We start from the raw sequence: 23,455 nt of genomic DNA on the forward strand, positions 1-23,455 counted from the left end.
GCCTCAGGCACCCGGTTCACCGGCCCGCATCAGGCGGTCGGCGGCGGCGCGGGCGAAGCGCAGGGTGAGGGCCTTGCGACGGGCCGGGGCCAGCGCCATGACCGGGCTTTCGCGCACGATGGCGCCACCGAAACCGTCGGCCACGATGAGGCCGGCCTCGTCCGGTATGAGGTCGTGCGGGAAGCGCTGCGAGACGGCGAAGTAGAGGCGTTCGCAATAGCCGGAATATTCCGTCCACTTGCCGTCGGCGCGGAAGTCGGCGATGCCCGACTTGACCTCGACGATGGTGATCTCGCCCTTGCGCCCGAGGGCCGCCAGGTCGGCCCGGCGCCCGTCCGGCAGCTTGAACTCCGGGATCGCCGAATAGCCCAGCTGCCAGAGCAGCCGGGCCGCGCCGCGCATCAGCGCCTGGGCGTCGTCAATCGCCGGATTGGCGGAGGAGGAGACGTCCTGCAGGTCCATGACTTCCAGAGTGTTCCATATTTGTTCACGGGGCAAGCCGGCTTGGCGGTGGCTCCGGCACACGATATAGGGCGCGCATGAGCTCTTTGCCTGAAACACCTGCCCTCCTGCCACCCTCGATCGAGGATTTCCAGAACCTGGCCAGCGCTGCCTGGGCCAGCATGCCGGACGGGTTCCGCAAGATGTGCGGCCGCGTCGACATCTTCATCGCCGACTTCGCCGATGACGAAACCCTCGCCGAGCTGGGGCTGGACAACCCGTTCGAGCTGACCGGCGTCTATATGGGTGTCGACCTGGCGCGCAAGTCGGTCATCGACCCGTCACCCGAGCCGGACCGCGTCTTCCTCTACCGCCGTCCCATCCTCGACGAGTGGGCCGAGCGCGGCGACGTGCCGCTCGACGAACTGGTGGCGCACGTTCTGGTGCACGAGATCGGCCACCATTTCGGCCTGTCCGACGACGACATGCACCGCATCGAGGACGAGGCGGAGTAGGCCGAGCCTACTCCTCGATGAGCGACCAGCGGGACAATTGCGCGATCTGTTCGTTGAGGTCCAGAACCTCTCCCGCCGCCTCGGCGGACACGTAGGGCTGCAGGACGCGCATGTCGTAATCGATCCGGACCGTATCGCCCTCGCGGCGGGTTTCCAGCGCGAAGCTGAAGGCGTCATGGTCCAGCTGGCGGGCCGGGGTTTCGATGATCCAGTCGCCTGCATTGTCCGGTAACATGACCTCGATTTCCGAGCGAAAGCTGCCCGGGTAGTTCAGCTTGAGGGGAAAGCGCCGCTCGCGCTGAGCGTTCTGACTGGCCGGCAGCCGGATCGTCGCCTGGCCGCTCAACTGGTTGCGCGCGCCGTCCTCGTGTTCACTGATCGGATCCGCGAGCCCGAGGGTCATGGCATAGGTCAGGGTGTTGGCCTGCCGGTCATCCTCGACCACCAGGTCCGAAATCGCTGTGACGCTGCCATAGCGCGACCGGTAGCGGTCGATGAAGCTTTGCTGCAAATCGGCCCGACCGGAGCGTGCCAGAACTGCCCTCAAACCGTTCGCGCCATCGCCCTGTCCGACCATTGTGAAGGCCAGCGTGGCGGACTGGGGACCGGTCGTCAGGTCGAACTGCTCGCGGACCAGATAATCCGTTTCGCCCGGATCGACGGGGGTCATGGCGACCAGGCCGGTGCTGTCCTGACTGATCGGAAGGGCGTAACCGAAATCCGGCTGGCTGAGCGTGTCGAGCTGACCGCCCGTTTCGCTCTCGGTTCCATCCAGCCAGACTGTACGGCCGTCGATGTGGGCGCGCACGATGACATGATTGAACTGGATGTGGCTGGGCAGAACATCCGGCAGGCCGCGCCCATTGCCGGTGTGTACAAGTGCCGCTTCCGCTTCGACGCCGAGGGCCTCCAGCAGACTGAGCAGAAGCAGGGTCTTGGCCTTGCAGTCGCCGTACAGGCGCTCGAGCGTCGCTGCCGGGGACTGGGGAACATAGCCGCCAGCCCCGAACAGGGTTGCCAGATACCGCACTTCATCCTGCACGAAACGCAGCGCCGCAATGACCTGTTCGTCGGTATCGGAATGCTCGGCCCGGATCCTGGCCGCAATCTCCAGGACTTCAGGGGAAGCAACCGGACGATAGAAATCCTGCGACCACGCGGCAACATCGGCCCAGTCTTCGAAGTTGGCGACCCGCATGACCGGAGCCTGTTTGGCCCACCCCGGCGCGTTGCGTTCACCGGGAAAGCTGGGCATGTCGGTCGGACCAACCGAAAGCGTGATGCTGTCGCCTTCGCGGACCTCGATCACGTCGGCTTCGAAGTCCGGTCCGGTCAACTGCCAGCTGGGCGGATGGTCCGACGGCCAGTGGCTCCTGACCAGGGTCGCCTCCACCGGCGCGGCGAAACCGAGCCACAGCGTGCGCGCGTCATGGTCCGGTACGGCGGGATTGCGGCCGCTGATCGTATAGCTGTACTCGACGATGTCACCGAGGCGGATATCGTCGAACCGGACGATGGCCGTGACACGACCGTCGAACATGCGCCGTTCCAGTCGCGTCTCGCGACGGGCGAACTCGATCGACGTGGTGTCCCGGCGGTCCTGGACCTCGCCGTCGCGTATCACCTGGAGGGAATGGAATGTCAGCCTCTGAAAGGCGGGGTCGAAGGTGATGTTGACGTTGGCGACATTGTCGAGCCCGGCGGTCGAGACCGGCTCGGAGGCCAGTCGGAAGAAATAGTCAGGCTCGGCTGGGCGCGCATCGTGCTCGATCTGGCGCAACAGGTAGCGTACCCCGGATTCCGGCTCATGCTGGTAAACGTCCGGAGTGGGCAATTGGAGCGCGGCGACGAAACCGGGCACGGGGCCGAATTCGGCGGATTCCGGTACTTCGCCGGCGGCTATCGGGGCGGCCTCGGCAGCCGTGGCCTCCGTCAGCTCGTGCGCCCTGTGCTCGGTCTGCCAATGCACGCCCATCACCGCCCAGGGTGCCACGATGAGCACGCCGATCACGCTACGATAAAGTATCCCCGCCACTAGTCCCCTCCCCGCTGGATCAACAGGCAGAGTAGCAACCTTGGCGGGCAATGGTAGGGGAATTCGACGTCCGGCCTTCCCGGTCGCCTATTCCATGTCGATTTCGCTGACGCGCTTGGCGTCGCGGCGGCGTTCGACATGCTCGCGGATCAGGTCGGCGAGGGCTTCCGGTTTCGCGATGGCGCGGATCTTCAGCTCCGGCGTGGTCTGGTCGGAGGTCAGGACGATGATGTGGCCGAGGCCGACAAGGCGCAGCCAGAACGGCTTCTCGATGCGGTAGTCCTTGACCCGGTAGAGCTCGATATCGTCGACCTCGCGGGTGAACACACCGGTCGAGAAGCGGATGCGCTGGGTGGTGAGCTCGTACTTGACGGCCCGGGTCGCAATCCAGGTCCACAAGGCGATGAAGACCGGGATGACCAGCCAGGCGAAGACGAGGCAGACGATGTAGAGGCCGAGATGGCTGAGCTGGGATGGGTGGCCGACCCAGATGTGTTGCTCGCTGGGGGCCGGGTCGATGGCTTCGGCTTGCGACATGGGGGCTCCTTGGGGACGGGCGTTGACCGGCTACTCGCCACCGACTCGGGTTTTGGAGATCGGGCGCATCTGCGCACCCCAATCCATTCTTTTCATGCCGGGAGTTCGCCATCGGGGTCCAGCGCTGTCAAGGCGCATGCCCGCTTCGCGGCGACGTCCCGGATTGCCGGAGCACTCAACACGAAAAACCCCCGCCGGCAGCACCAGCGGGGGTCTTCGGGTCGCGTGTGTGCGCGTTGAAAGAGGGCTTAGCCCTTTTTCTTCGGCTCGCGGCGTTCGACGCCACGGCCGGTGGTGCGCTCGGCGATCCGGGCCGACTTGCCGCGGCGATCGCGCAGGTAGTACAGCTTGGCGCGGCGGACCTTGCCCTTGCGCTTGATCTCGATCTGCTCGACGTTCGGCGAGTACACCGGGAAGACGCGCTCGACACCTTCACCGAAGGAGATCTTGCGGACCGTGTAGCTCTCGTTCAGGCCGCCGCCATTGCGGGCGATGCAGACGCCTTCGAACACCTGGATCCGCTCACGCTCGCCTTCCTTGATGCGAACATGGACGCGCAGCGTGTCGCCGGCACTGAAATCCGGGATTTGCTTGTCGCCCAGGACGCGGGCGGCTTCTTCTTGTTCAATCTGCTCGATCATGTTCATCGTGCATTCTCCTTGCGGGCCTTGTGCCTCGTCCAGAGGTCCGGGCGACGCGCCTTCGTAATCTCTTCCGCCTGCTCCCGGCGCCAGGCCTCGATCTGGCCATGGTGCCCCGACAGCAGGACCTCCGGGATCTCCCGATCCTCCCAGACACGCGGGCGCGTGTAGTGAGGATACTCGAGGAGATCACCCTCGAAACTTTCATCCTCGGCCGAAGCCGGGTCACCGAGCACGCCGGGGAGAAGTCTGACACAGGCCTCGATGAGGAGCTGTGCGGCCACTTCGCCACCGGCCAGAACGGCATCGCCGACACTGACCTCTTCCATCTCGCGGCTTTCGATGACCCTCTGGTCGAGGCCCTCGAAACGCCCGCAAAACACGACAACGCCCGGACTGTTCGCCCAGTCCCGGACCCGGGCCTGGTTGAGCGGTCGTCCGCGCGGCGTCAAGTAGATCAACGGCCGTTTCCCACCTGACCAGCGGGACTGCACCGTATCGATCGCTTCCGCAGCAACATCCGGCCTGAGCACCATACCAGCGCCTCCGCCGGCCGGGGTGTCGTCCACGGAGCGGTGCTTATGACGGGAAAAATCCCGGATGTCCACAGTTTCAAGCGCCCACAACCCACGATTCGCAGCTGATCCGATGATCGACACGCCCAGGGGGCCGGGGAAGGCCTCCGGGAAGAGCGTCAGCGCGGTCGCGGTCCAAGGCAGGGCAGGCGTGGCGGGCTTTGTCATGGCGCGCGTGTAGCAGGGATGGGGGGCGTTGGGGAGGGGGATGGTGAGTGGTGCGCGTGGGGGCGGCGTTTGTTCCTGCTTGCTGGCCGCCTCCCCCACACTCTGTACCGACATCCCCCGGATCCAGGCTGTCGCCGGGACCGTGGGATGACGACCTTTAGAGTGCGTGGATGCGTCCTGTGCGCAAAGATGGACATTGATCTCTTGTCAGCCAGCGGGCCTCAGAGGGTCAAACATGTCAAGGGCCCGCAGGGCCGCTACGCGGTTGAAACCCTTGACATGTTTGACCCTCTGAGGCGGACTCCCGGCAAGAGATCAATGGGTTGAGAGGCGCCGCGGCGCCATTTATCCAAGTCGGCACAGGACAGGTCGATTGTTCGGCACAGAGGTCGTGTAGGGCGCGAAGGTCGATGCGCGGACAGCCAGGCGAGCTCTGAACATCGTTCGGCTGCGCCCGGGTGAAATCTATATCGCACCCGCAGGCGATCAGGTGTCGTCCGACTGCCCCGCCTCTTCCTCGGCCTTCGAGCCCACATCTTCCGGCGGGTCGATGGTGATGACACCGTCGTCGAGCGAGACATGCGGAACGAACTGGCGGGTGAAGGGCAGCATCCAGCTGCCCTTGCGGTCGGGCGTGCCGGTGATTTCCAGCAAGTCGCCGGCGCCGTAATCGTGGATGGCGCGCAGCGTGCCCATGGGGCTGCCGTCAAGCGCCTGCACCGCGAGGCCGATCAGGTCGGCATGGTAGAATTCGTCGTCCTCGAGTTCCGGCAGCACACTGCGCGGGATGAAGAGCTGGGTGCCCTTGAGGGCCTGGGCCTGGTCGCGGTCGGTGACTTCCTCGAAGCGGACGACGAAGCCGTCCTTGACCGGGCGCGCGCTCTTAGGCGTCAGGATCCCGGCGCCGTCCTTGTCGAGGAAGGGGCCGTAGCCGAAAGCGTCGGCCGGATTACCGGCAAAGCTCTTGACCTTGCACTCGCCCTTGACGCCGTGGGCACCGGCACAGGCGGCAATGAAGACGAGGTCGTCGGCGGCTTGGGTCATGGTAGCGGTCACTCAATCAGGTCCTCCCCCTTGTTGGGGAGGTGGGCCCGCCGGAGCCTCGGCGTAGGCGGGGTCGGAGGGGGTGGGGGCCAGGTGCCAGACGGGTCCAGCACCGGGATTCACCCCTTCCGTCCGCTGCGCGGACACCTTCTCCATCAAGGGGAAGGACCACGTAGCAGCGTCGTCCGGAGCCAGTCCTATTCGGACTTGGCTTCTTCTTCAGCCGCGGCGTCTTCCACCGGGGCTTCTTCAGCCGGAGCTTCGGCAGCAGCCTTGGCTTCAGCCTTGGCCTCTTCCTCGGCAGCCTTGCGCTCGGCTTCCTTCTCGGCCTTCTCGGCAGCGAGTTCCTTGGCTTTCTGGCCCGGCTCGGCCTTCTTCGGGTTGTTGCCGTGCTCCCAGGCATAGGCGTCGGCATCGGCCTGGTGGATGAAGCGCGCGACGCGGTCGGTCGGCTTGGCGCCCTTGGCCAGCCAGGCCTTCACTTTTTCCATGTCCAGCTGGACGCGGTCGCCGTCCTTCGGGAGCATCGGGTTGTAGGTGCCGACCTTCTCGATGAAGCGGCCGTCGCGCGGCGAACGGCTGTCGGCGATGACGACACGGTAGTACGGACGCTTCTTGGCGCCACCACGGGCGAGACGGATTTTAAGAGACATGGGGGAGTTCCTTCAGTTTCAGTCGTTTGGATAGGGGTGGTTCGGGTTATTTCTTCGGCAGGCCCAAGGGCAGGCCGTCCGGTCCGAGCGGCGCGCCGCCCAGTCCGGGAAGCTGGGGTTTGGTATCGGCCGGCGACTTGCCGCCGAGCAGGTCCTGGGTGGCGGCACCGAAATCATCGGGATTCATGCCGCCCAGGGCTCCGGACATGCCGGGCGGCATCTTGCCGCCCATGCCGCCCATCAGGCCGGCCAGGCCCTTGGCGCCCTTCTTGTTGACCTTCTTCATCATGTCCGCCATCTGGCGGTGCATCTTGATGAGCTTGTTGACGTCGGCAACGGTGACACCGGAACCGGCGGCGATGCGCTTCTTGCGGCTGGCCTTGAGAATCTCCGGCTTGGCGCGCTCGGCCGGGGTCATCGACAGGATGATCGCCTCCTGGCGGGTCAGCATCTTGTCGTCCATGCCGGCGGCGCCCATCTGGGCCTGCGCCTTCTTGTTCATGCCGGGCAGCATGCCCATGATGCCGCCGAGACCGCCCATCTTCTTGAGCTGGCCGAACTGTTCGCGCATGTCTTCCAGGTCGAACTTGCCCTTGGCCATCTTCTTGGCCATGCGCTGGGCCTTGTCCTGGTCGACCTCCAGGGCAGCCTTCTCGACCAGCGAGACGATGTCGCCTCGGCCGAGGATGCGGCCGGCCACGCGCTTGGCGTCGAAGGCGTCCAGCCCGTCCGGCTTTTCCGACACGCCGAGAAACTTGATCGGCAGGCCGGTGACATGGCGCATCGACAGGGCGGCGCCGCCACGCCCGTCACCATCCATCCGGGTCAGAACCAGGCCGGTCAGCGGCAGGCGCTCGTGGAAGCGCTTCGCGGTTTCCACCGCGTCCTGGCCGGTCAGCGCGTCGGCGACCAGCAGGGTTTCGCGCGGATTGGTCTCGCGGGCGATCGACTGGGCCTCGGCCATCATGTCCTCGTCGATCGAGGTGCGGCCGGCGGTATCCAGGATGACCACGTCATAGCCCTGCAGGCGGCCGGCGGTCATGGCGCGCTTGGCGATCTCGACGGCGCGCTGGTTCGGCACGATCGGCAGGAAGCCGACCTCGACCTGGCCGGCCAGCTGCTGCAGCTGTTCCATGGCGGCCGGGCGGCGGGTGTCGAGCGAGGCCAGCAGGACCTTCTTCTTGTGGCGGTCCTTGAGGCGCTTGGCCAGCTTGGCCGATGTGGTGGTCTTGCCCGAGCCCTGCAGGCCGGCCATCAGGATGGCGATCGGCGGCTCACCCTCGATGGCCAGACCTTCCGGCTCGCCTTCGCCGCCCAGCAGGTCGACCAGGGCGTCGTGCACGATCTTGATGACCTGCTGGCCCGGGGCGACGGCGCGGATCACGTCCTCGCCGACAGCGCGTTCCCGGATCTGCTTGGTCACCGTCTTGACGACCGGCAGGGCGACATCGGCCTCGAGCAGGGCGACGCGGATCTCGCGCAGCGCTGCATCGACGTCCTTCTCCGACAGCGCACCGCGTCCGGTGAGCTTGTCGAATACGCCGCCCAGTCGTTCTGTCAGTGTGTCGAACATGGTTCGTCCAAATCCTCGATCCGTTCCACGCAATGCAAAATGGCCCCGCTGAGCGAAACCTTCGCCGAGCAGGGTTCTCGCCGACCTCCCTCGCCCAGGCGGGCGGATGTGCCGGTAAGACAAGCATCAAAGCTTGCGTGATCGGGCGGCGTTTACGCGTTGCCGCAGGCGGAGTCAAGGAAAGGCGGGTCTGGCCTAGTCGGCGCCGGCCCATTGCGTCAGCTCGTCCCGGTCGGACGAGGCGGCATCCATCTGTGCGCTGTCGACGAACAGCGCCGGCGGAGCCGGGCGCGAAGACAGCAGGGCGCCATAGGCCGAGGCGAAGACCAGGGCGAGCGTCAGCCAGATCAGGGCGGCCTTGGCCACCGTCCCGAAGGCAAAGATCGGCTTGTTCATCCTGTCCTCCATCTCGTAGCTCCGCCAAATCAGGCCGCTAGCGGTCCGAACGGGTGAGTTTAGCGGCTGGCGCCAAGGTTTTCGTTAAGGCGGCGCCACAGCCGGCCGCCGCGCACGACCAGCCACACCCCTGTCCATAGATTGCCCAGCACGAAGAGGGGTGTGATCCAGAACACGGCGGCGAGCGGTTTGCGCTCCACGGCAGCGATGATGACAGCGATGAAAGCGAAGCCGAGATACAGGTCGGCGAGGGTGACGAGACCCCACGGGTCGCTGGTCAGCCACGCCCCGGCGGCGGAGAAATTGCCGGTCGCCATGGCCCACGCGATGAGCGCCAGCAGGGCGAGGCTGGCGAGGGCGATGGGGATGCGCAGGGCGGCAGGCATGGCGAACTCCTTCGGGATGTCGAAGGAAGTACGCCCGCCGCCCGCGAACGGATCAGGCCGGCCAAGCGACGGGCAAGGCCCGACCTAGATCTGCGGCGCGGCGCGGAACTGTTCCTCGTCGAGCTGGCCTTCCCACTTGGCCACGGCGGTGGCCACGGCGGCGTCGCCGGTGACGTTCACTGCGGTGCGGGCCATGTCCATGATGCGGTCGACCGGCAGGATGAAGCCGACGATGATTGCCGTGTGCTCCGGCGTCACGCCGAAGGTCTCCAGCACGATGGCCAGCAGGAAGAGCGAGGCCGACGGGATGCCGGCGGCGCCGATCGAGACGATGGCCGCGGTAAAGGCGATCATCACGTAATTCATGAAGGTCAGGTCGTAGCCGAAGGCCTGGGCGGTGAAGAGGGCCAGGATGCCCAGGTACAGCGCCGTTCCGTCCATGTTGATGGTCGAGCCCAGCGGCAGGACCGAGCCGGCCACCGATTTCTTGATGCCCAGATTGTCCGTGGCCGCGGCAATGGTCACCGGCAGGGTGGCCGAGGACGAGGCCGTCGAATAGGCCACCGCGATCGGATCGGTCATGTCATTGAGGAAGCGGAAGAAGGGCAGGCCGAGGATGAAGCGTATCAGGATGCCGTAGGTGATCAGGGCGTGCGTGATCAGGCCGAGATAGACGGCCACGATCAGGACGATGATCGACTGCAGCGCTTCGAGGCCCTGGCTGGCGGCGGTATAAGCGACCAGCGCGAACACGCCGAAGGGCGCCACTTCCATGACGTAGTGGGTGATCTTGAGGACCACGTCGGAAGCGGAATTGAACAGGTCGGCCAGCGGCTTGCCGGCGACACCGGAGCCCAGGATGCCGACGCCGAGCAGGAGCGAGAAGAAGATGATGGCGAGCACGTCGCCGTCGGCCAGGGCGGCAACCGGGTTGGTCGGCACCACGGCAAGCAGGCGATCGACCACGGACGGCGCCTCGGTGGACACCGGGACAGCCTCGACATCGCCGAGATCGGCACCGGCGCCGGGGCGCAGGATGGCGCCAAAGGTCAGGCCGATGACGTTGGCGAAGAAGGTTGTGGCGAGGTAGAGGGCAATGGTCTTGATGCCGAGCGAGCCGAGCTTGGAGGGCTTGCCCATGGCGATCACGCCGGCCACCAGGGTGGTGAAGATCAGCGGCACGATGAGCATGCGGATCAGGGTGATGAAGAGGTCACCGACCGGTTTGACCCAGGTCTCGATCCACACCGTGGCGGCTTCCTGGCCCATCGTGTTGGAGGCGAGCAGGCCGAAGACGACGCCCAGGACAAGGGCGACGAGCACGCGCTGCCAGAGTTTGATTCCGAACCACCAACCCATGACGCAATTCCTTGTTCCCCGCGTCGCAAACGGACGCATCCCTCACCGAGCGCACACTAGCCAGTGTACGTCGAGCGTCAATCGGCGGAGGTCGTTGGGAGTGGCAAAGGGGCGGGTGTGTGGTCCGGGCGAGGTGTCAGGCGCGGTACAGGCTGACGGTGGCCTTGAGGGCGACAGCGGGCAGGCTGAACAGGCTGCCGAGGCCGCCACCGATCACCAGCAGGGCCGGCAGCAGGCCGCCGCTCATGGCGAAGCCGGCGACAACGCAGGCCAGACTGAGCACGGCCGGAGCGGCAACGCGGGTCCAGCTGACATCGGCGAAATGGGCGGCACGGTCCATGGTCTTGCTGGAGAACCAGCCCTGTCCGGTCTGGACCTCGTGGCGGTCCTCCGGGGTCCGCTTCGGGAGCGGATCGAACGTATGGTCAATCATCGACATACATTCATTGTACGGAGTTTTTTATCCGCGCGCAACTCATCGTTAGCGCGCGGATAAATGACGACGAATTAACGGCTTGTTAGAGCTTCTTAAGAGCTTCGGAAGGGCCGTTTTTGGGTCGGTTTAGACCTCTGCGGCCAGAACGCGGGAGACCGCATTGACCGTGGCGGCAATGCGCACGGCGGTCTGGATCTGGGCCGAGCTCAGGCCGTGCTTGCGCAGTTCGGCCTCGTGGCTGTCAATGCACAGACCGCAGCCATTGATGGCGGAAACGGCCAGCGACCAGAGTTCGAAATCGGCCTTGTCGACGCCGGGATTGGCCAGCACGTTCATGCGCAGCTTGGCCGGCAGGGTGCCGTATTCCTTGTTCTTCGACAGGTGGATGAAGCGGTAATAGACATTGTTCATGCCCATGATCGCCGAGGCGGCCTTGGCGGCCTGGAAGGCCTCCGGGCTGAGCACGGCCTCCGCTTCCGCAGTGAGCGCGGCAAGGGTTCTCGGTTCGCCGACCGCGTGCGCCGAGGCCAGGAATGTGCCCCATTTCTTCTGGTCGTCGAGATCGGTCTCGCGCGCCAGGGATGACAGGTTCAGCTTGAGGTCCTTGGCGTAGTCGGGGAGGGCGGATTTCAGATCGTCGAGGCTCATCAGGAACTCCTGTAAGTCTGATTTGCGAATTGTTCGCAATGGTAGGGCAATAAAGAGCCCCGGAACCCGCTTGGGGGGAAACAGGTTCCGGGGCCGGACGGGGATCAGGGCAGGATCAACCCGTCTTTACGTGTGATCGTTGCCGATCAGGCTGCCAGCGTGTCGCCGCCGACCGAGCGGTTGCACGGGCACAGCTCATCGGTCTGCAGGGCGTCGAGGACGCGCAGCGTGTCTTCCGGATTGCGGCCGACATTGAGATTGGTCGCGTAGACGTGCTGGATCACACCGTCCGGGTCGACGATATAGGTGTAGCGGTAGGCCACGCCTTCGGGCGAACGGATGCCCAGGCTGTCGACCAGCGAGCCGGTGGTGTCGGCGAACTGCCAGATCGGCAGCTTGTCGAGATCCGGGTGGTCACGGCGCCAGGCCAGCTTGCAGAACTCGTTGTCCGTGGAGCCGCCCATGACAACCGCGTCGCGGTCGGCGAACTCGTCATTCAGGCCGGCGAAGGCAGCAATCTCGGTCGGGCAGACGAAGGTGAAGTCCTTCGGGTAGAAGAAGATGATCTTCCACTTGCCGCCGAAGCTGTCCTGGGTGATCGGCTCGAAGGCCGACTCGCCGTTCTCTTCGTGTGCGTTGAAGCGCGGCTTGACGCCAGTGACTTCGAAATCGGGGAGCTTGTCGCCAATACCCAGCATATGAATTCTCCGTTTTGCATGGTGGCCCGAGGGCCTGTTGTTCGGTAACGGCGATATGCGTGATCCGTTCAGATAAATCCAATGGATTGTTTTTGGGTAGCGCATAGGTATTATCTATACCATGTCCCAGCTCCCGACCCTGCGCCAATTGCAATTCCTCATCGCCCTGGCCGAACACGGCAGTTTCTCCCGTGCCGCCGAGGCGGTTTTCGTGACCCAGCCGACCCTGAGCGCGGCGATCAAGGAGCTGGAGACCATCCTCGGCACCAATCTGGTCGAGCGCGGCGCCCGCGGCGCGGTCCTCAGCCCGGCCGGAGAGGCGGTGCTCGAGCGGGCCACCCGGGTGATGGCCGAGGCGGAAGACCTGGTCACGGCGGCACAGGCGGCCGGGGAGCCGCTCAACGGTCCCTTCAGGCTCGGCGTCATCCCGACTATCGCACCCTTCCTTCTGCCGCGTGTCCTGCCGGCCCTGCGATCGCGCTTCCCGGAGCTCAAGCTCTTCCTGCGTGAGGACCTCACCGAGCATCTCTACGAGGCGCTGCGCGAGCGCCGCATTGACGCCGCCCTGGTGGCCCTGCCCTACGAGGCGCAACAGATCGAGACCCGATCGATCTGGTCGGACGAGTTTCTCTTTGCCTGCCCGCCGGACCATGCGCTGGCCGACACGCAGAGCCTGTCGGCGCGCGACCTCGAGGACGAGCCGCTCCTGCTCCTCGAGGACGGGCATTGTCTGCGCGATCATGCCCTGGCCGCCTGTTCGACCGGCACGGCGCGCGGCGATTTTGCCGCCACCAGCCTGCATACGCTGGTGCACATGGTGAAATCCGGGCTCGGCGCCACCCTGCTGCCGAAGATGGCCGTGGACGCCGGCCTCGTCGATCACATGGACCTGGCCGTCAAGCGCTTTGATCCACCCGTCGCCGGCCGCGAGATCGGCGTCGCCTGGCGGCGCGGCTCGGCCCGGGCCGAAGAGGCGGTCATGCTGGGCGAGGCGATGCAGGCCATCCTCGGCCCGGCGCCACGCGAGGCGGCGTGAGGTCAGGCGTGCTCACCGGCGCACCTCGGCGGACCGTGCGGCGACTGGCGCGCCAGCGGGTTTAGAACAGTTCCAGCACCTGCTCCGGCGGACGGCCGATCATGGCCTTGTCGCCATAGATCACGACCGGGCGCTCGATCAGCTTTGGATACTCGGTCATGGCCTTGAACACTTCTTCCTCGTCCTCGGTCGCCTTGAGGCTGAGGGCGCGGTAGTCCGGTTCGGTCTTGCGCAGCCATTCGTGCGCCGAGGTATAACCGAGCTTCTTCATCACCGCCTTGAGTTCGTCCACGCTCGGCGTGTCGTCCATGTATTCGCGGATTTCCAGTTCGCCGCCGCGCGCTTGCAGCAGGGCCAGGGTCTGGCGCGACTTGGAGCAGCGCGGATTATGCCAGATGATTGTCTTGTCGCTCATGCATTTTCCCTCAATTGACCTAGATGAAAGCCGCTCTTTGCGGGCAACATCAAGGCTTGATCTGCATTTATTGTGGCCTGTGCGGGCCTATCCGTCATTGCCGCTGCCAGCGGAAAGCAGGGCCCGGGCGGCGTCCAGGTGCAGCCGTTCGACCATTTCGCCGTCCAGCGAAATCACGCCCTTGCCGGCATTTTCCGGGTCGGCGAAGGCGGCGACGATGCGGGCGGCATGTTCCAGATCATCCGGCGTCGGGCCGAAATACAGGTGGGCCAGGTCGACCTGGCCGGGGTGGATCAGCGTCTTGCCGTCAAAGCCCAGCGTACGCCCCTGTTCCGCTTCGGCCCGGAAGCCCTTGGGGTCGCGGAACTGGTTGTAGACGCCGTCAAGGGCGTACAACTGGTTGGCCCGGGCGGCGCAGACGATGCGCGCCAGGTGCGGCACCAGGGCGATGCGGTCCTGCGCCGCGGTGCAGCGCAATTCCTTGCACAGGTCATTGGTGCCGGCGATCAGCCCGGCCAGGCCGGTGCCGGTGGCGCTGCCGATCGAGTCGGCATTGAGCAGGGCGCGCGGGGTCTCGATCATGGCCCACAGTGCGATCGAGGAGCCGTGCGAGCTCAGGGCCGAGCGGGCGGCATGAAGATCGCCGACCTGGTCGACCTTCGGCAGGACGATGGCGTCGGCCCGGGCGGCCGCGCGCAGGTCGGCCTGGCCCCACTCGCTGTCGAGCGCATTGATGCGCACGGCACGGATGGCCCCGGAGACGTCCCAGCGGGCCAGCGCGTCGGCGACCCGGTCGCGCGCTTCCGCCTTTTCCTCCGGCCCGACCGCGTCCTCGAGATCGAGAATCATCAGGTCGGCGCCGGCATGGGCGGCCTTGTCGATCGCGCGCGGCTTGGCGGCGGGCACGAAGAGGGCGGAACGGATCAGTCGTTTCATGAAGCGCTTGGGGTCGGCTGGAAATCGGCTATAGCATGGAAATCATGCCCATGGCCCTGATCCTGTCCAGTCATGTGAGCGCCTCGCTGGTCGGCGGCGGGGCGTCGCAGCGCGTGCTCAATGCCGGCGGGGTCGACACCATGCTGGTGCCGACCGTGCTGTATGGCCGCCACCCCGGCTGGGGCGAGCCGGGTGGCGGCATGGTGGAACAGGAGATGATGCAGGGCATCCTGTCGGGCATTGTCGAGCAGGGCATGCTCAACGTCACCGACGTGGTCCTGACCGGATATTTCGCCGATGTCGGCCAGGTCTTCGACGCCGCCTCGGTGATCGACGTGGTGCGCAAGAGCGAGCGCCGGAACGAGTGGGGGCGCGCCTGGAGCGACCAGCCCATGGTGGTCGTCGACCCGATCATGGGTGACGCGCCGGGCGGGCTGTACATCCAGCCGGCCATTGCCGCGGCGATCAAGGACCAGCTGGTGCCGCGCGCCGACCTGGTCACGCCGAACGCCTTCGAACTCGGCCATATCACCGGTCGCGCGCTGACTGATCTGGCGTCGATGGTGCGGGCGGCGCAGTCGCTGGACTGCCCGGTCCTGGTGTCGTCCCTGCCCCGGCAGGGCCAGATCGGGGTGCTCTATGTCGACAGCCAGGAAGCCTGGCTGGTCACCCATGAGCGCTGCCCCAAGGCGCCGCACGGCACCGGCGACGTGCTGACCGCGGCCTTCACCGCGCGCATTGTCGCCGGCGACGAGCCGAAGCCGGCGCTCGAGCACGCCTGTGCCGCGACGCTGTCCGTGGTCAAGCGGGCCCAGCAGTGGAACGGCCGCGAATTGCCGTTGGTGCCGGCGGTCGATGTGCTGAAACAGCCGCTGCTCACGCTCGAGGCTGAAGCGGTGGGTGACCTGGTCCGCTGAATCCGGGACCGCTTGCCCGAACGCTTGATCGCGCGGCGCGGTGCGGTTAGCCCTCACGCTATGACAAACGCCTCAACACCGGCCGTACACGGCCAGGTCGCCCCCGGCTTCGAGCCGGTGCGCGACGCCTTCCTCGCCAACTGGACCGAGCATGACGAGATCGGGGCCGGCTTTGCCGTGCGCATCGACGGCGAAGTGGTGATCGACATCCATGCCGGCTGGGCCGACCGCAAGAAGTCGCGGGACTGGCAGGCCGACACGCTGGTCCCGGTCTACTCCACCGGCAAGGCTGTGGTGGCGCTGGTCATGGCACGGCTCGTCGAACGCGGCCTGCTGGATTACGAGGCGCCGGTGGCCAAGTACTGGCCGGAGTTCGCCGCCGAAGGAAAGGCTGCGATCACGGTCGCCGAGGCGCTGTCGCACCAGGCCGGACTGTCAGGCATCGCCCAGCAAATGGAGGCCGGCGACTGGTTCGACCGCGAGCTGATCGAGACCCGGCTGGCCGAACAGGCGCCGCTGTGGCCGCCGGGCACGGGCTCGGGCTATCACCCGGTCACGTTCGGTTTCATCGCCGATGCGCTGGCCCTGCGCACGGACGGGCGCTCGATCGGTGCCATCCTGCGCGAGGACATGTGCGGGCCGAAGGGGATCGACTTTTTCGTCGGCACACCGCTCGAAGAGCACAACCGGGTGGCCGAGCACGCCATGCCGAAACAGGTGCCCAGCCTCGGTGAAATCAACGAATACAGGACGCTGGCCTTTCTCAAGCCGTGGTCCTCGCCGGGCCGGCGCGGGGCCGAGGAGTGGCGCCAGGCCGAATTTCCCGCAGCCAATGCGCACGCCACCGCCGGTGCATTGGCCCGGCTGATGGCGATCTATGCGCAGGGCGGAGATTTCGAGGGAGAGGCTTTCCTGTCGGAGGCGACCTTCGCGGCGCTGGTGCGCGAACGCGTCGAGGGGCCGGACAAGGTGCTGCCCTTCGACCTGTCCTGGGCCGCCGGCGTGATGCGCAACGAGAAACCGGGCTTCTATGGCCCGGAAGCCAAGGCCGTGGGGCATTCCGGCTGGGGCGGGTCCTGCGCCTTTGCCGATCCGGTGCGGGCCCTGTCAGGCGCCTATGTGATGAACCGGCAGCAGCATTTCCTGGCCGGGGATCCGCGCCCGACGCGTCTTATCGAGGCGGTGTACGGCTGTCTCTAGACCTGTCCCACGCGCATTTCCTCGCCGCGCCCGCCCGGTATGACGTCGAGGCGCGGCCGGTCGTCGACGCCCGGGCGCAGCCAGTCCATGGCGGCGTCGCGGTCGTCGAAGGCGGCGACATTGACGGCGGATTCGAGGCGGCTGACGGTCTCCCACAGGCGGGCGATGGCCAGTTTGAGCGCGTCATTGCTGACAAAGGCAGTGCGCGCGCCGCGCATGCGGCGGTGGCGCAGGTTCCAGCCGAGGATGAAGCTCTGGTGCAGGCGCAGCGCCGGCAGAGTCAGCTCTTCCAGGCGCGCCCCGGGTCCGGCGACGAGCATGATCTGCCAGTCCTTGTCCCATTTGGGGCTTTTCTCCAGACGCTGGAAGGCGGCCTGCAGACCGGCCGCCGTCACCGTGCCGTCGAGCACCAGTTCCGCGATCCGGCGGGCATCATGGAAGGTCCAGCCAATCTTGTTCATTGCGAGCTCCGATGACCGGGAGAGCTGTCGGCTCGATCCGACTTTGCTCCGGCCGTGACTGGCGCGAACGCCGTTAACCATACCCATGGGTACGATTTCACAACGGAATCGGATGTCTTTTGTTCCCGTACGGGCGTTCAGAGGGCCGAGCGGATATGCCGTTGTCCGGCCAGGGCCGCGGTGTGCCCGCCCGGCGGGCGCGCATCGACCCGGCGTTCGCCGAGCAGCCAGTCGACGGCCGAGCGGCGGTCGCGGAACACGTTGACCTCGACACTGACCTGGTCGCGAGCGAGGCCTTCCCAGACCTGGGCCAGGGTGTGCTTGAGCGGGTCCGGCATGACCAGGGCCGTGCGCGCCCCGCTGACGGGCCGGAACTGGGTGTCCCAGGCCTGCAGGAAGGCCCGGTACTGGATGAAGCCTGACACGGTGAGGCTGCCCGAGCCGGTTGCCGCCTCGGCCGAGACCAGGATCTGGCGCGTCGGTGACCAGTCCGGCCAGGCCGCCAGCGCGTCGAAGGCGAGCGCCAGGGTTTCGTCACTGAACGGTCCGGTCAAAGCCAGTTCGGACAGTTCGACACCGTCGTGATGCAGCCAGAAATAGCTCATGAAGAGCCCCCATAGCCCGTTTTCCCAGGCCACCAGACTGACTCCGGAATATGAAGAATGCGAGTCGATTCGGGGATTTAAATATGGCGGAGTTGACGGAAATCGTTAGGCTTTTGTTAGCTTTTCGGAGTCCCTGCGGGGCTGGCCGCCGGCCGGGAAGCGGCGCTGCAGCCAGTCCAGCATGTCGGCGGTCACTTGTTCGGGGTGCTCCCACATCGTCCAGTGCCCGCAATCATGGATGGTCTTCATTTCCAGGTCGGTGCACAGGGCCGGCATCCAGCCCGCCAGCTTGGGCGGCAGCATGAAATCGCACTCGGCGGCGATCATCAGGCAGGGCATGTCGAGGCGGTGGTCGACGCCGCCCATGCGCTCCCAGTTGGCATCGAAATTCCGGTACAGGTTGAGGCCCGGCCCGAAGCCGGTCTTGCGGTAGGCGTCGGCGAACACCTTGCGGTCTTCCGGCCCGACCACGATGCGGCTCTCGTCGCGGCTCTCGAATTCCTGGAACTTCTTCGGAATGTGGGTGATCCCCGGGAACAGGCTGTCGAGCTGGTCGGCCCTGGGCGCCGAACCGAAGATGAATTCGAAGAATTCGTCCTCGCGGTCCTCGAAGATGGCCTCGGCATAGCCGTGCTCCTGGAAGCGCAGGATGTAGTGGTCATCGCCGCCCAACTCGCGGAAATAGGTCGTCGGCGGTTCCGCCCCGCGCGGCAGGTGCGGCGTGTTGACGCCAATCGCCCCGGCCACCCGGTCGGCCGCCAGCATTGCGGCATGCCAGGTGATGATGCCGCCCCAGTCATGCCCGCCAAACACCGCCGTCTCGTGGCCCAGCGTGTCGAGCAAGCCGGTCAGGTCGCCGACCAGCGTGTCGATGCCATAGGCCGAGGCGGCGCTGGGCGCGTCCGAGCCCCCGAAGCCGCGCAGGTCCGGTGCGATCACCCGGTAGCCGTGATTGGCCAGGATGGGCAGCTGGTGCTTCCAGGAATACGCCAGCTCCGGCCAGCCATGGACCAGCAGGAGCGCTTGCCCGTCCTCCGGTCCGGCGATGTGCACGGACAGTTCGATGCCATTGGTGGCGATGCGCTGGGGGGCGGGGAAGTCGGTCATGCGGCAGGCTCCCGGGTCACGTCACTGGCCCAGCAGAACGCCGCCACAGGCGGGCGTCAAGACGCAGGAAGGCGTTTGGCGCCTACTTTCCCGCCGGGGCGAGCGGTGGCACGGCGGCCCGGCGCTCGCGGCGGATGATGGAATAGACGAAGACGATGACCCCGGCCCAGATGAAGCCGAAGGTGATCATGTGCGACACCGTGAAGGTTTCGCCATTCATCACGCCGATGGCGAATTGCAGGCTCGGGGCGATGAATTGCAGCACGCCCATGGTCGACAGGCGCAGGCCGCGCGCGCCAATGATGTAGCACAGGAGCGGCACCACGGTGATCAGGCCGGTGCCCATGAGCAGCAGGGCCTGGCCGGGCGTGGTGAAGAAATGCCCGCCGCCCGTGGCCTGCAGCCAGGCCAGGCCGACGACCGCAAAGGGCAGGATGAAGACGGTTTCCCAGAACAGCCCGACCCGGCCGTCGACCGAGGCGACTTTGCGCAGATAGCCGTAACTGGCGAAGGTGAAGGCCAGGGTCAGCGAGATCCACGGCACCACGCCGACGGTGATGACCTGGTTGGCCACACCGATGGCGGCCAGCACAATGGCGGCGATGCGGAACGGCCCGAGCGGCTCGCGCAGGATGACCACGCCCAAGGCCACCGAGACCAGCGGGTTGATGTAATAGCCCAGCGAGGCCTGCAGGACGTTTCCGGAATTCACCGCATAGACGAACAGCCACCAGTTGACCGAGATCAGCGCCGCCGTGGTCAGCAGGGTGATCAGCGTGCGCCGGTCCGCCAGCGCCTTCAGCGCCGGCTTCAGCTTGCCTGACACGATCAGTGCGCCCAGCAGCAGCGGCACCGCCCAGATCACCCGGTGCAGCACGATCTCCACTGCCGTGGCGAAGTCCAGCAGGTTGAAGAAGAGCGGCGACAGGCCCCAGATCAGATAGCCGGTGAGGCCGGCAATGGCCGCCTTGTGGTGTTCGGGTGTGGACGATGACATGGCGGGCTCCGGCACGGGTCAGAAACCGCACTTAGAGCCTCGGCGTCGCCATTGCGACCCATTTCTTGCGAATGGGAGGGGTGCGGGAATGGGGGGACGAGAAGTGGCCCTGCCTAAAGCCGCGCCCAAACTATCGTCATCCCACGGTCCCGGCGAAGCCGGGATCCGGGGGACCTCACCCAACAGGCCCGCCGGAAGAACTTCGCTCGTCCCGCCAACCTGATAGCTGAGGTCCCCCGGATGCCGCTGCGCGGCCCCGTGGGATGACGAAGGGTCGGAGACGTTGGTAGGGATCGCGCCGTGCGCGGAAAAGACCATTGATCTCTTGTCAGCCAGCGGGCCTCAGAGGGTGAAAGCTGTCAAGGGCCCGCGGGGCCGTTAAGCGGTTGAAACCCTTGACAGCTTTCACCCTCTGAGGCGGACTCTCGGCAAGAGATGAATGGATAGGTGCCGGCGCTCCGGGCGCTCCTTTTTGTCAACGCACCCCGTTTCCCCCGCCTTCATGGCGGGCCTCGGACCGGATGATCGTGACGGGTGGCAGGAATTGAGGGTGATGGCAGGATTGGAGGTCCCGCCATGAAGGCGGGGGAAACGGGTGCGACGGCTCACCCCTGACGCAGCAAGCCCCGATTGTTCAACGCTTCGGCGATCTGCACGGCATTCAGCGCCGCGCCCTTGCGCAGATTGTCGGCCACCACCCAGAGCGCCAGGCCGTTCTCGACCGTCGGGTCCTCGCGGACGCGGCTGACGAAGGTGGCGAACTCGCCGACGCTTTCGACCGGGGTGACGTAGCCCTCGTCCTCGCGCTTGTCGATGACCATCAGGCCCGGGCTCTCGCGCAGCAGGTCGCGGGCCTCGTCGGCGCTCAGCGGCTCGTCGAGCTCGATATGGGCGGCAATGGCGTGGCCGACGAAGACCGGCACGCGCACGCAGGTGGCGAACAGCTTGATCTTCGGGTCGAGGATCTTCTTGGTCTCCGCCATCATCTTCCACTCTTCCTTGGTGGAGCCGTCCTCCATGAAGACGTCGATGTGCGGGATCACGTTGAAGGCGATCTGCTTGGTGAAGGCATCCGGCGTGACGCCGTCATTGACATAGATGCCCTTGGTCTGGGTCCACAGCTCGTCCATCGCCGCCTGGCCGGCGCCGGACACCGACTGGTAGGTGGCACAGGAGACGCGGCTGATGCCGGCGCGGTCGTGCAGCGGCTTGAGCGCGACCATGAGCTGGATCGTCGAGCAGTTCGGATTGGCCACGATGTTCTTCTTCTTCACCCCGTCAATGGCGTCCAGATTGACCTCCGGCACGACCAGCGGCACGTCCGGGTCCATGCGCCAGGCCGAGGAATTGTCGACCACGACGGCGCCGGTCTTGGCGATGCGCGGGGCCCAGTCCTTGGCCACTTCGCCGCCCGCCGACATCAGCACCAGATCGACCTTGGAGAAGTCGAACCCGTCGACGCTCTCGCATTTCAGCGTGCGGTCGCCATAGGACAGCTCGACGCCCATCGACTTGCGGCTGGCCAGCGCGTGCACCTTGTCGGCGGGGAACAGGCGTTCCGCGAGGATGGTGAGCATTTCCTTGCCGACCGCACCGGTGGCTCCGAAGACCGCGACCCTGACGCCCATGATGATGACCCCTGTGTGTGCTGCTGATGCTGTGTGGCCCTGCCCTTAGCCAAGCATCGCCCGGCTGGCCAGTGGCAATTGCGTGGCGGGTTGGCCTGCCGTGCTAGCGCATGCGCGCCCAGATCCGCCAGGCGACCAGCCCAACGAGCGCAAAGACGATGAGTTCCAGCGCGTTGATGCCGAAGAAGAGCGGCGTGACCAGGCGCTGCAGCACACCCCAGCGGCCGTCGTAAATGGTCTCGCCCTGGCGCGCGAAACCGACATAGACGCCGACGGCCACGACCAGGGCCGCGCCGAAACCGGCCAGCCGGATCATGCCGGCGGGATTGAATCCGCCGCTCTTGCGCTGGCGGTCGCACTGGCTGCGGGTGCGGTCGAGGAAGCGGCGTCGGGACATGCGCCGAGCCTCCTGTTGCAGGGCGTCATGGTCAAGCCTTGCAGGCAGGACCGCGGGACATCATCAAAAACCCGCGGCACACCGGATTCGTTTGCGTTCTGCTCCGATCCGTGCGCATATCGCCCACACGGGCGGCCGTTAAGGCCGAGCGGAATACTGATCGCCTACCCCGCAATCCAAGGGCCTTGCCCCTGGCTTCGGATCAAATACGACTTCAGCCTTCCCCGACTTACTACGTCCGTAATACCGGTGTCAGGACGCTGACACTGAGCACTTTTTATGCCCGGACGCGGTGCACATAGGGAAGGTTCCCCCCATGGCCACAGGTACGGTCAAATTCTTCAACCAAAGCAAAGGCTTTGGCTTCATCACCCCGGATGAGGGCGGCAATGACGTCTTCGTGCACATCTCTGCCGTCCAGGCGTCCGGCATGCCGGGCCTGTCCGATGGGCAGAAGGTCGAGTTCGAAACCGAGCCGGACCGTCGTGGCAAGGGCCCGAAGGCCGTGAACCTGCAGTTCGCCGACGAATAGTCGGACCTCAGGATCATCACGATCTGAAGACGGCGCGGAGAGCGATCTCCGCGCCGTTTTTCGTGCGTGTTCGATGCAGGGCACTCGCGTCAGGATGGGGCTCAGTAGTCCTCGCGCACGGCGCGGGCCGTCGCCGGGAAGTCGGTGAACACGCCGTCGACGCCGATCTCGTAGGCGCGGCGCAGTTCGGCCTCGATATCCAGCTCGGGCGAGACCGGGTCGTCATCGCGGAAGGTCCAGGGGTGCACCACCAGGCCGCGGGCATGCGCCTCGGCCACGAAACCGGTGTCCTCACCCCCGGAGGTCATGACCAGTGCCTTGGCCGGGCCGACCCCGTCGGCATAGGCGGCGAGGTCGTCGAGCGCGACGCTGGGCTGGCCGGGCGGCGCGTCCGGATCGATCTGCGACATCGGGAAGACCAGCATCACCAGTGGGGTATCGATTTCGGCGTCGAGACGGGCCAGGAAACGCGGCTCGAAAGACTGCACCATGACCGGGGCGTCGGCACCGTCGAGCCCGCGCTGGCGCAGGATGCGCACCAGTTCGGGCAGCGGGTCGAGGCCGAGCTCGGCCAGCCGGGCCGGGGATTTGACCTCGGGCTCGATACGCACCCCATGCTCGGAGGCGAGATCCAGCACGGCCTCGAAGGTCGGCACCGGATACTGCCCGTCCCATTGATCATCGCGACCGCGCCGCGGCTGCACGGCGCGCAGGGTCTGCAGTTCGGCCAGGGTGAAGTCGTCCACCCACCAGTCCTCGCGCCCGTCCTCGGTTCGTCGGCGGTCGGCGAATTCCGGGCGTTCGGAAACATCGGTGGAGGTCGAGAGATAGCGGTCGTGACGCACCACCAGAACCCCGTCGCGGGTCATCACCAGGTCCGGTTCGATGACGTCGGCGCCCTGTTCGATGGCCAGCCGGAAGGCGGCGAGTGTGTGCTCCGGCCGCTCGCCGCTGGCTCCGCGATGGGCGATCACCAGCGGCGGCTCGCCGTTCAGCGTGGTCCAGTTCGGCATTTCCGCGACTCCTCCCGCCCCCTCGGCACAGCTGCACAGCATGGCGAAAGCGGACAAACCGGCGACCTGAATGAATTTACTGGCCATTCGGCCCTCCCGTTCGGTG

Annotated in this window: 28 protein-coding genes; 5 read left to right on the forward strand and 23 right to left on the reverse strand. The window is 66.1% G+C overall.

Annotated elements, in window-relative coordinates; translation table 11 throughout:
- Positions 1-3: 3 nt before the first annotated feature.
- The gene (gene mmcB, locus ACXYMR_RS05150) at positions 4-462 is read right to left on the reverse strand and encodes a DNA repair putative endonuclease MmcB (RefSeq protein ID WP_458941926.1); all 459 of its coding nucleotides are present in this window, start codon (positions 460-462) and stop codon (positions 4-6) included.
- Positions 463-539: 77 nt separating this feature from the next.
- Here mmcB and ACXYMR_RS05155 point away from each other — a divergent pair, with 77 nt between their 5' ends.
- Complete coding sequence (locus tag ACXYMR_RS05155) at positions 540-956, forward strand: metallopeptidase family protein (protein WP_458941686.1); 417 nt, start codon at positions 540-542, stop codon at positions 954-956.
- 7 nt (positions 957-963) lie between these two features.
- On the opposite strand, the gene ACXYMR_RS05160 is transcribed toward ACXYMR_RS05155, so the two are convergent.
- From ACXYMR_RS05160 to ACXYMR_RS05220, 13 genes are all read right to left on the reverse strand, one after another.
- Entirely contained in the window at positions 964-2,991 is a 2,028-nt protein-coding gene (locus ACXYMR_RS05160) for a DUF3857 domain-containing transglutaminase family protein (protein ID WP_458941687.1), read from the reverse strand.
- 87 nt (positions 2,992-3,078) lie between these two features.
- A complete protein-coding gene (locus ACXYMR_RS05165; protein ID WP_458941688.1) occupies positions 3,079-3,528 on the reverse strand; it encodes a PH domain-containing protein in 450 nt (149 codons plus the stop codon).
- A 248-nt stretch (positions 3,529-3,776) separates the two neighbouring features.
- A complete protein-coding gene (gene rplS, locus ACXYMR_RS05170) occupies positions 3,777-4,175 on the reverse strand; it encodes a 50S ribosomal protein L19 (protein WP_458941689.1) in 399 nt (132 codons plus the stop codon).
- Positions 4,172-4,912 carry a tRNA (guanosine(37)-N1)-methyltransferase TrmD gene (gene trmD, locus ACXYMR_RS05175; protein ID WP_458941927.1) on the reverse strand — a complete coding sequence of 247 codons (741 nt, stop codon included), beginning with the start codon at positions 4,910-4,912 and terminating at the stop codon, positions 4,172-4,174. Before trmD ends, rplS begins: the two co-directional genes overlap by 4 nt.
- Before the next feature lie 486 nt (positions 4,913-5,398).
- On the reverse strand, positions 5,399-5,956 hold the full coding sequence (rimM, locus tag ACXYMR_RS05180; protein ID WP_458941690.1) for a ribosome maturation factor RimM: 558 nt from the start codon (positions 5,954-5,956) through the stop codon (positions 5,399-5,401).
- Between the two features lie 197 nt (positions 5,957-6,153).
- On the reverse strand, positions 6,154-6,609 hold the full coding sequence (rpsP, locus tag ACXYMR_RS05185) for a 30S ribosomal protein S16 (protein WP_458941691.1): 456 nt from the start codon (positions 6,607-6,609) through the stop codon (positions 6,154-6,156).
- A gap of 46 nt (positions 6,610-6,655) precedes the next feature.
- Complete coding sequence (ffh, locus tag ACXYMR_RS05190) at positions 6,656-8,182, reverse strand: signal recognition particle protein (protein WP_458941692.1); 1,527 nt, start codon at positions 8,180-8,182, stop codon at positions 6,656-6,658.
- Between the two features lie 195 nt (positions 8,183-8,377).
- Positions 8,378-8,578 carry a hypothetical protein gene (locus tag ACXYMR_RS05195; protein WP_458941693.1) on the reverse strand — a complete coding sequence of 67 codons (201 nt, stop codon included), beginning with the start codon at positions 8,576-8,578 and terminating at the stop codon, positions 8,378-8,380.
- Positions 8,579-8,637: 59 nt separating this feature from the next.
- Positions 8,638-8,964 carry a hypothetical protein gene (locus ACXYMR_RS05200; protein ID WP_458941694.1) on the reverse strand — a complete coding sequence of 109 codons (327 nt, stop codon included), beginning with the start codon at positions 8,962-8,964 and terminating at the stop codon, positions 8,638-8,640.
- An 84-nt stretch (positions 8,965-9,048) separates the two neighbouring features.
- A complete protein-coding gene (locus tag ACXYMR_RS05205; protein WP_458941695.1) occupies positions 9,049-10,323 on the reverse strand; it encodes a dicarboxylate/amino acid:cation symporter in 1,275 nt (424 codons plus the stop codon).
- Positions 10,324-10,459: 136 nt separating this feature from the next.
- Positions 10,460-10,756, reverse strand: a complete 297-nt coding sequence (locus ACXYMR_RS05210) for a hypothetical protein (protein WP_458941696.1) — start codon at positions 10,754-10,756, stop codon at positions 10,460-10,462.
- A gap of 129 nt (positions 10,757-10,885) precedes the next feature.
- Complete coding sequence (locus tag ACXYMR_RS05215) at positions 10,886-11,407, reverse strand: carboxymuconolactone decarboxylase family protein (RefSeq protein WP_458941697.1); 522 nt, start codon at positions 11,405-11,407, stop codon at positions 10,886-10,888.
- A gap of 146 nt (positions 11,408-11,553) precedes the next feature.
- Positions 11,554-12,105 (reverse strand): peroxiredoxin, encoded by a 552-nt coding sequence (locus ACXYMR_RS05220; RefSeq protein ID WP_458941698.1) that lies wholly within the window; start codon positions 12,103-12,105, stop codon positions 11,554-11,556.
- A gap of 121 nt (positions 12,106-12,226) precedes the next feature.
- Here ACXYMR_RS05220 and ACXYMR_RS05225 point away from each other — a divergent pair, with 121 nt between their 5' ends.
- On the forward strand, positions 12,227-13,141 hold the full coding sequence (locus tag ACXYMR_RS05225; protein ID WP_458941699.1) for a LysR substrate-binding domain-containing protein: 915 nt from the start codon (positions 12,227-12,229) through the stop codon (positions 13,139-13,141).
- Positions 13,142-13,202: 61 nt separating this feature from the next.
- Here the strand turns inward: ACXYMR_RS05225 and arsC are convergent, their stop codons facing one another.
- Both arsC and ACXYMR_RS05235 read right to left on the reverse strand, forming a co-directional pair.
- Positions 13,203-13,556, reverse strand: a complete 354-nt coding sequence (gene arsC / locus ACXYMR_RS05230; protein ID WP_458941700.1) for an arsenate reductase (glutaredoxin) — start codon at positions 13,554-13,556, stop codon at positions 13,203-13,205.
- 87 nt (positions 13,557-13,643) lie between these two features.
- Positions 13,644-14,492, reverse strand: a complete 849-nt coding sequence (locus ACXYMR_RS05235; RefSeq protein ID WP_458941701.1) for an HpcH/HpaI aldolase/citrate lyase family protein — start codon at positions 14,490-14,492, stop codon at positions 13,644-13,646.
- A gap of 35 nt (positions 14,493-14,527) precedes the next feature.
- Here ACXYMR_RS05235 and ACXYMR_RS05240 point away from each other — a divergent pair, with 35 nt between their 5' ends.
- Positions 14,528-15,409, forward strand: coding sequence for a PfkB family carbohydrate kinase (locus ACXYMR_RS05240; RefSeq protein ID WP_458941702.1), 882 nt, complete (start codon positions 14,528-14,530; stop codon positions 15,407-15,409).
- 60 nt (positions 15,410-15,469) lie between these two features.
- Complete coding sequence (locus ACXYMR_RS05245) at positions 15,470-16,609, forward strand: serine hydrolase domain-containing protein (protein ID WP_458941703.1); 1,140 nt, start codon at positions 15,470-15,472, stop codon at positions 16,607-16,609.
- Here the strand turns inward: ACXYMR_RS05245 and ACXYMR_RS05250 are convergent.
- From ACXYMR_RS05250 to ACXYMR_RS05275, 6 genes are all read right to left on the reverse strand, one after another.
- The gene (locus ACXYMR_RS05250; protein ID WP_458941704.1) at positions 16,606-17,070 is read right to left on the reverse strand and encodes a hypothetical protein; all 465 of its coding nucleotides are present in this window, start codon (positions 17,068-17,070) and stop codon (positions 16,606-16,608) included. The genes ACXYMR_RS05245 and ACXYMR_RS05250 overlap by 4 nt on opposite strands.
- Before the next feature lie 137 nt (positions 17,071-17,207).
- Complete coding sequence (locus ACXYMR_RS05255) at positions 17,208-17,675, reverse strand: hypothetical protein (RefSeq protein ID WP_458941705.1); 468 nt, start codon at positions 17,673-17,675, stop codon at positions 17,208-17,210.
- 105 nt (positions 17,676-17,780) lie between these two features.
- Positions 17,781-18,782, reverse strand: coding sequence for an alpha/beta fold hydrolase (locus ACXYMR_RS05260; RefSeq protein ID WP_458941706.1), 1,002 nt, complete (start codon positions 18,780-18,782; stop codon positions 17,781-17,783).
- A gap of 82 nt (positions 18,783-18,864) precedes the next feature.
- Entirely contained in the window at positions 18,865-19,779 is a 915-nt protein-coding gene (rarD, locus tag ACXYMR_RS05265; RefSeq protein WP_458941707.1) for an EamA family transporter RarD, read from the reverse strand.
- 605 nt (positions 19,780-20,384) lie between these two features.
- On the reverse strand, positions 20,385-21,407 hold the full coding sequence (locus tag ACXYMR_RS05270) for an aspartate-semialdehyde dehydrogenase (RefSeq protein WP_458941708.1): 1,023 nt from the start codon (positions 21,405-21,407) through the stop codon (positions 20,385-20,387).
- 103 nt (positions 21,408-21,510) lie between these two features.
- Positions 21,511-21,804 (reverse strand): hypothetical protein, encoded by a 294-nt coding sequence (locus ACXYMR_RS05275; protein WP_458941709.1) that lies wholly within the window; start codon positions 21,802-21,804, stop codon positions 21,511-21,513.
- A gap of 316 nt (positions 21,805-22,120) precedes the next feature.
- On the opposite strand from ACXYMR_RS05275, the gene ACXYMR_RS05280 reads away from it, so the two are divergent.
- Entirely contained in the window at positions 22,121-22,336 is a 216-nt protein-coding gene (locus ACXYMR_RS05280; protein ID WP_458941710.1) for a cold-shock protein, read from the forward strand.
- A gap of 101 nt (positions 22,337-22,437) precedes the next feature.
- On the opposite strand, the gene ACXYMR_RS05285 is transcribed toward ACXYMR_RS05280, so the two are convergent.
- The gene (locus ACXYMR_RS05285; RefSeq protein ID WP_458941711.1) at positions 22,438-23,436 is read right to left on the reverse strand and encodes a glycerophosphodiester phosphodiesterase family protein; all 999 of its coding nucleotides are present in this window, start codon (positions 23,434-23,436) and stop codon (positions 22,438-22,440) included.
- Between the last annotated feature and the right edge of the window lie 19 nt (positions 23,437-23,455).

Source organism: Maricaulis sp. CAU 1757, assembly GCF_054482675.1.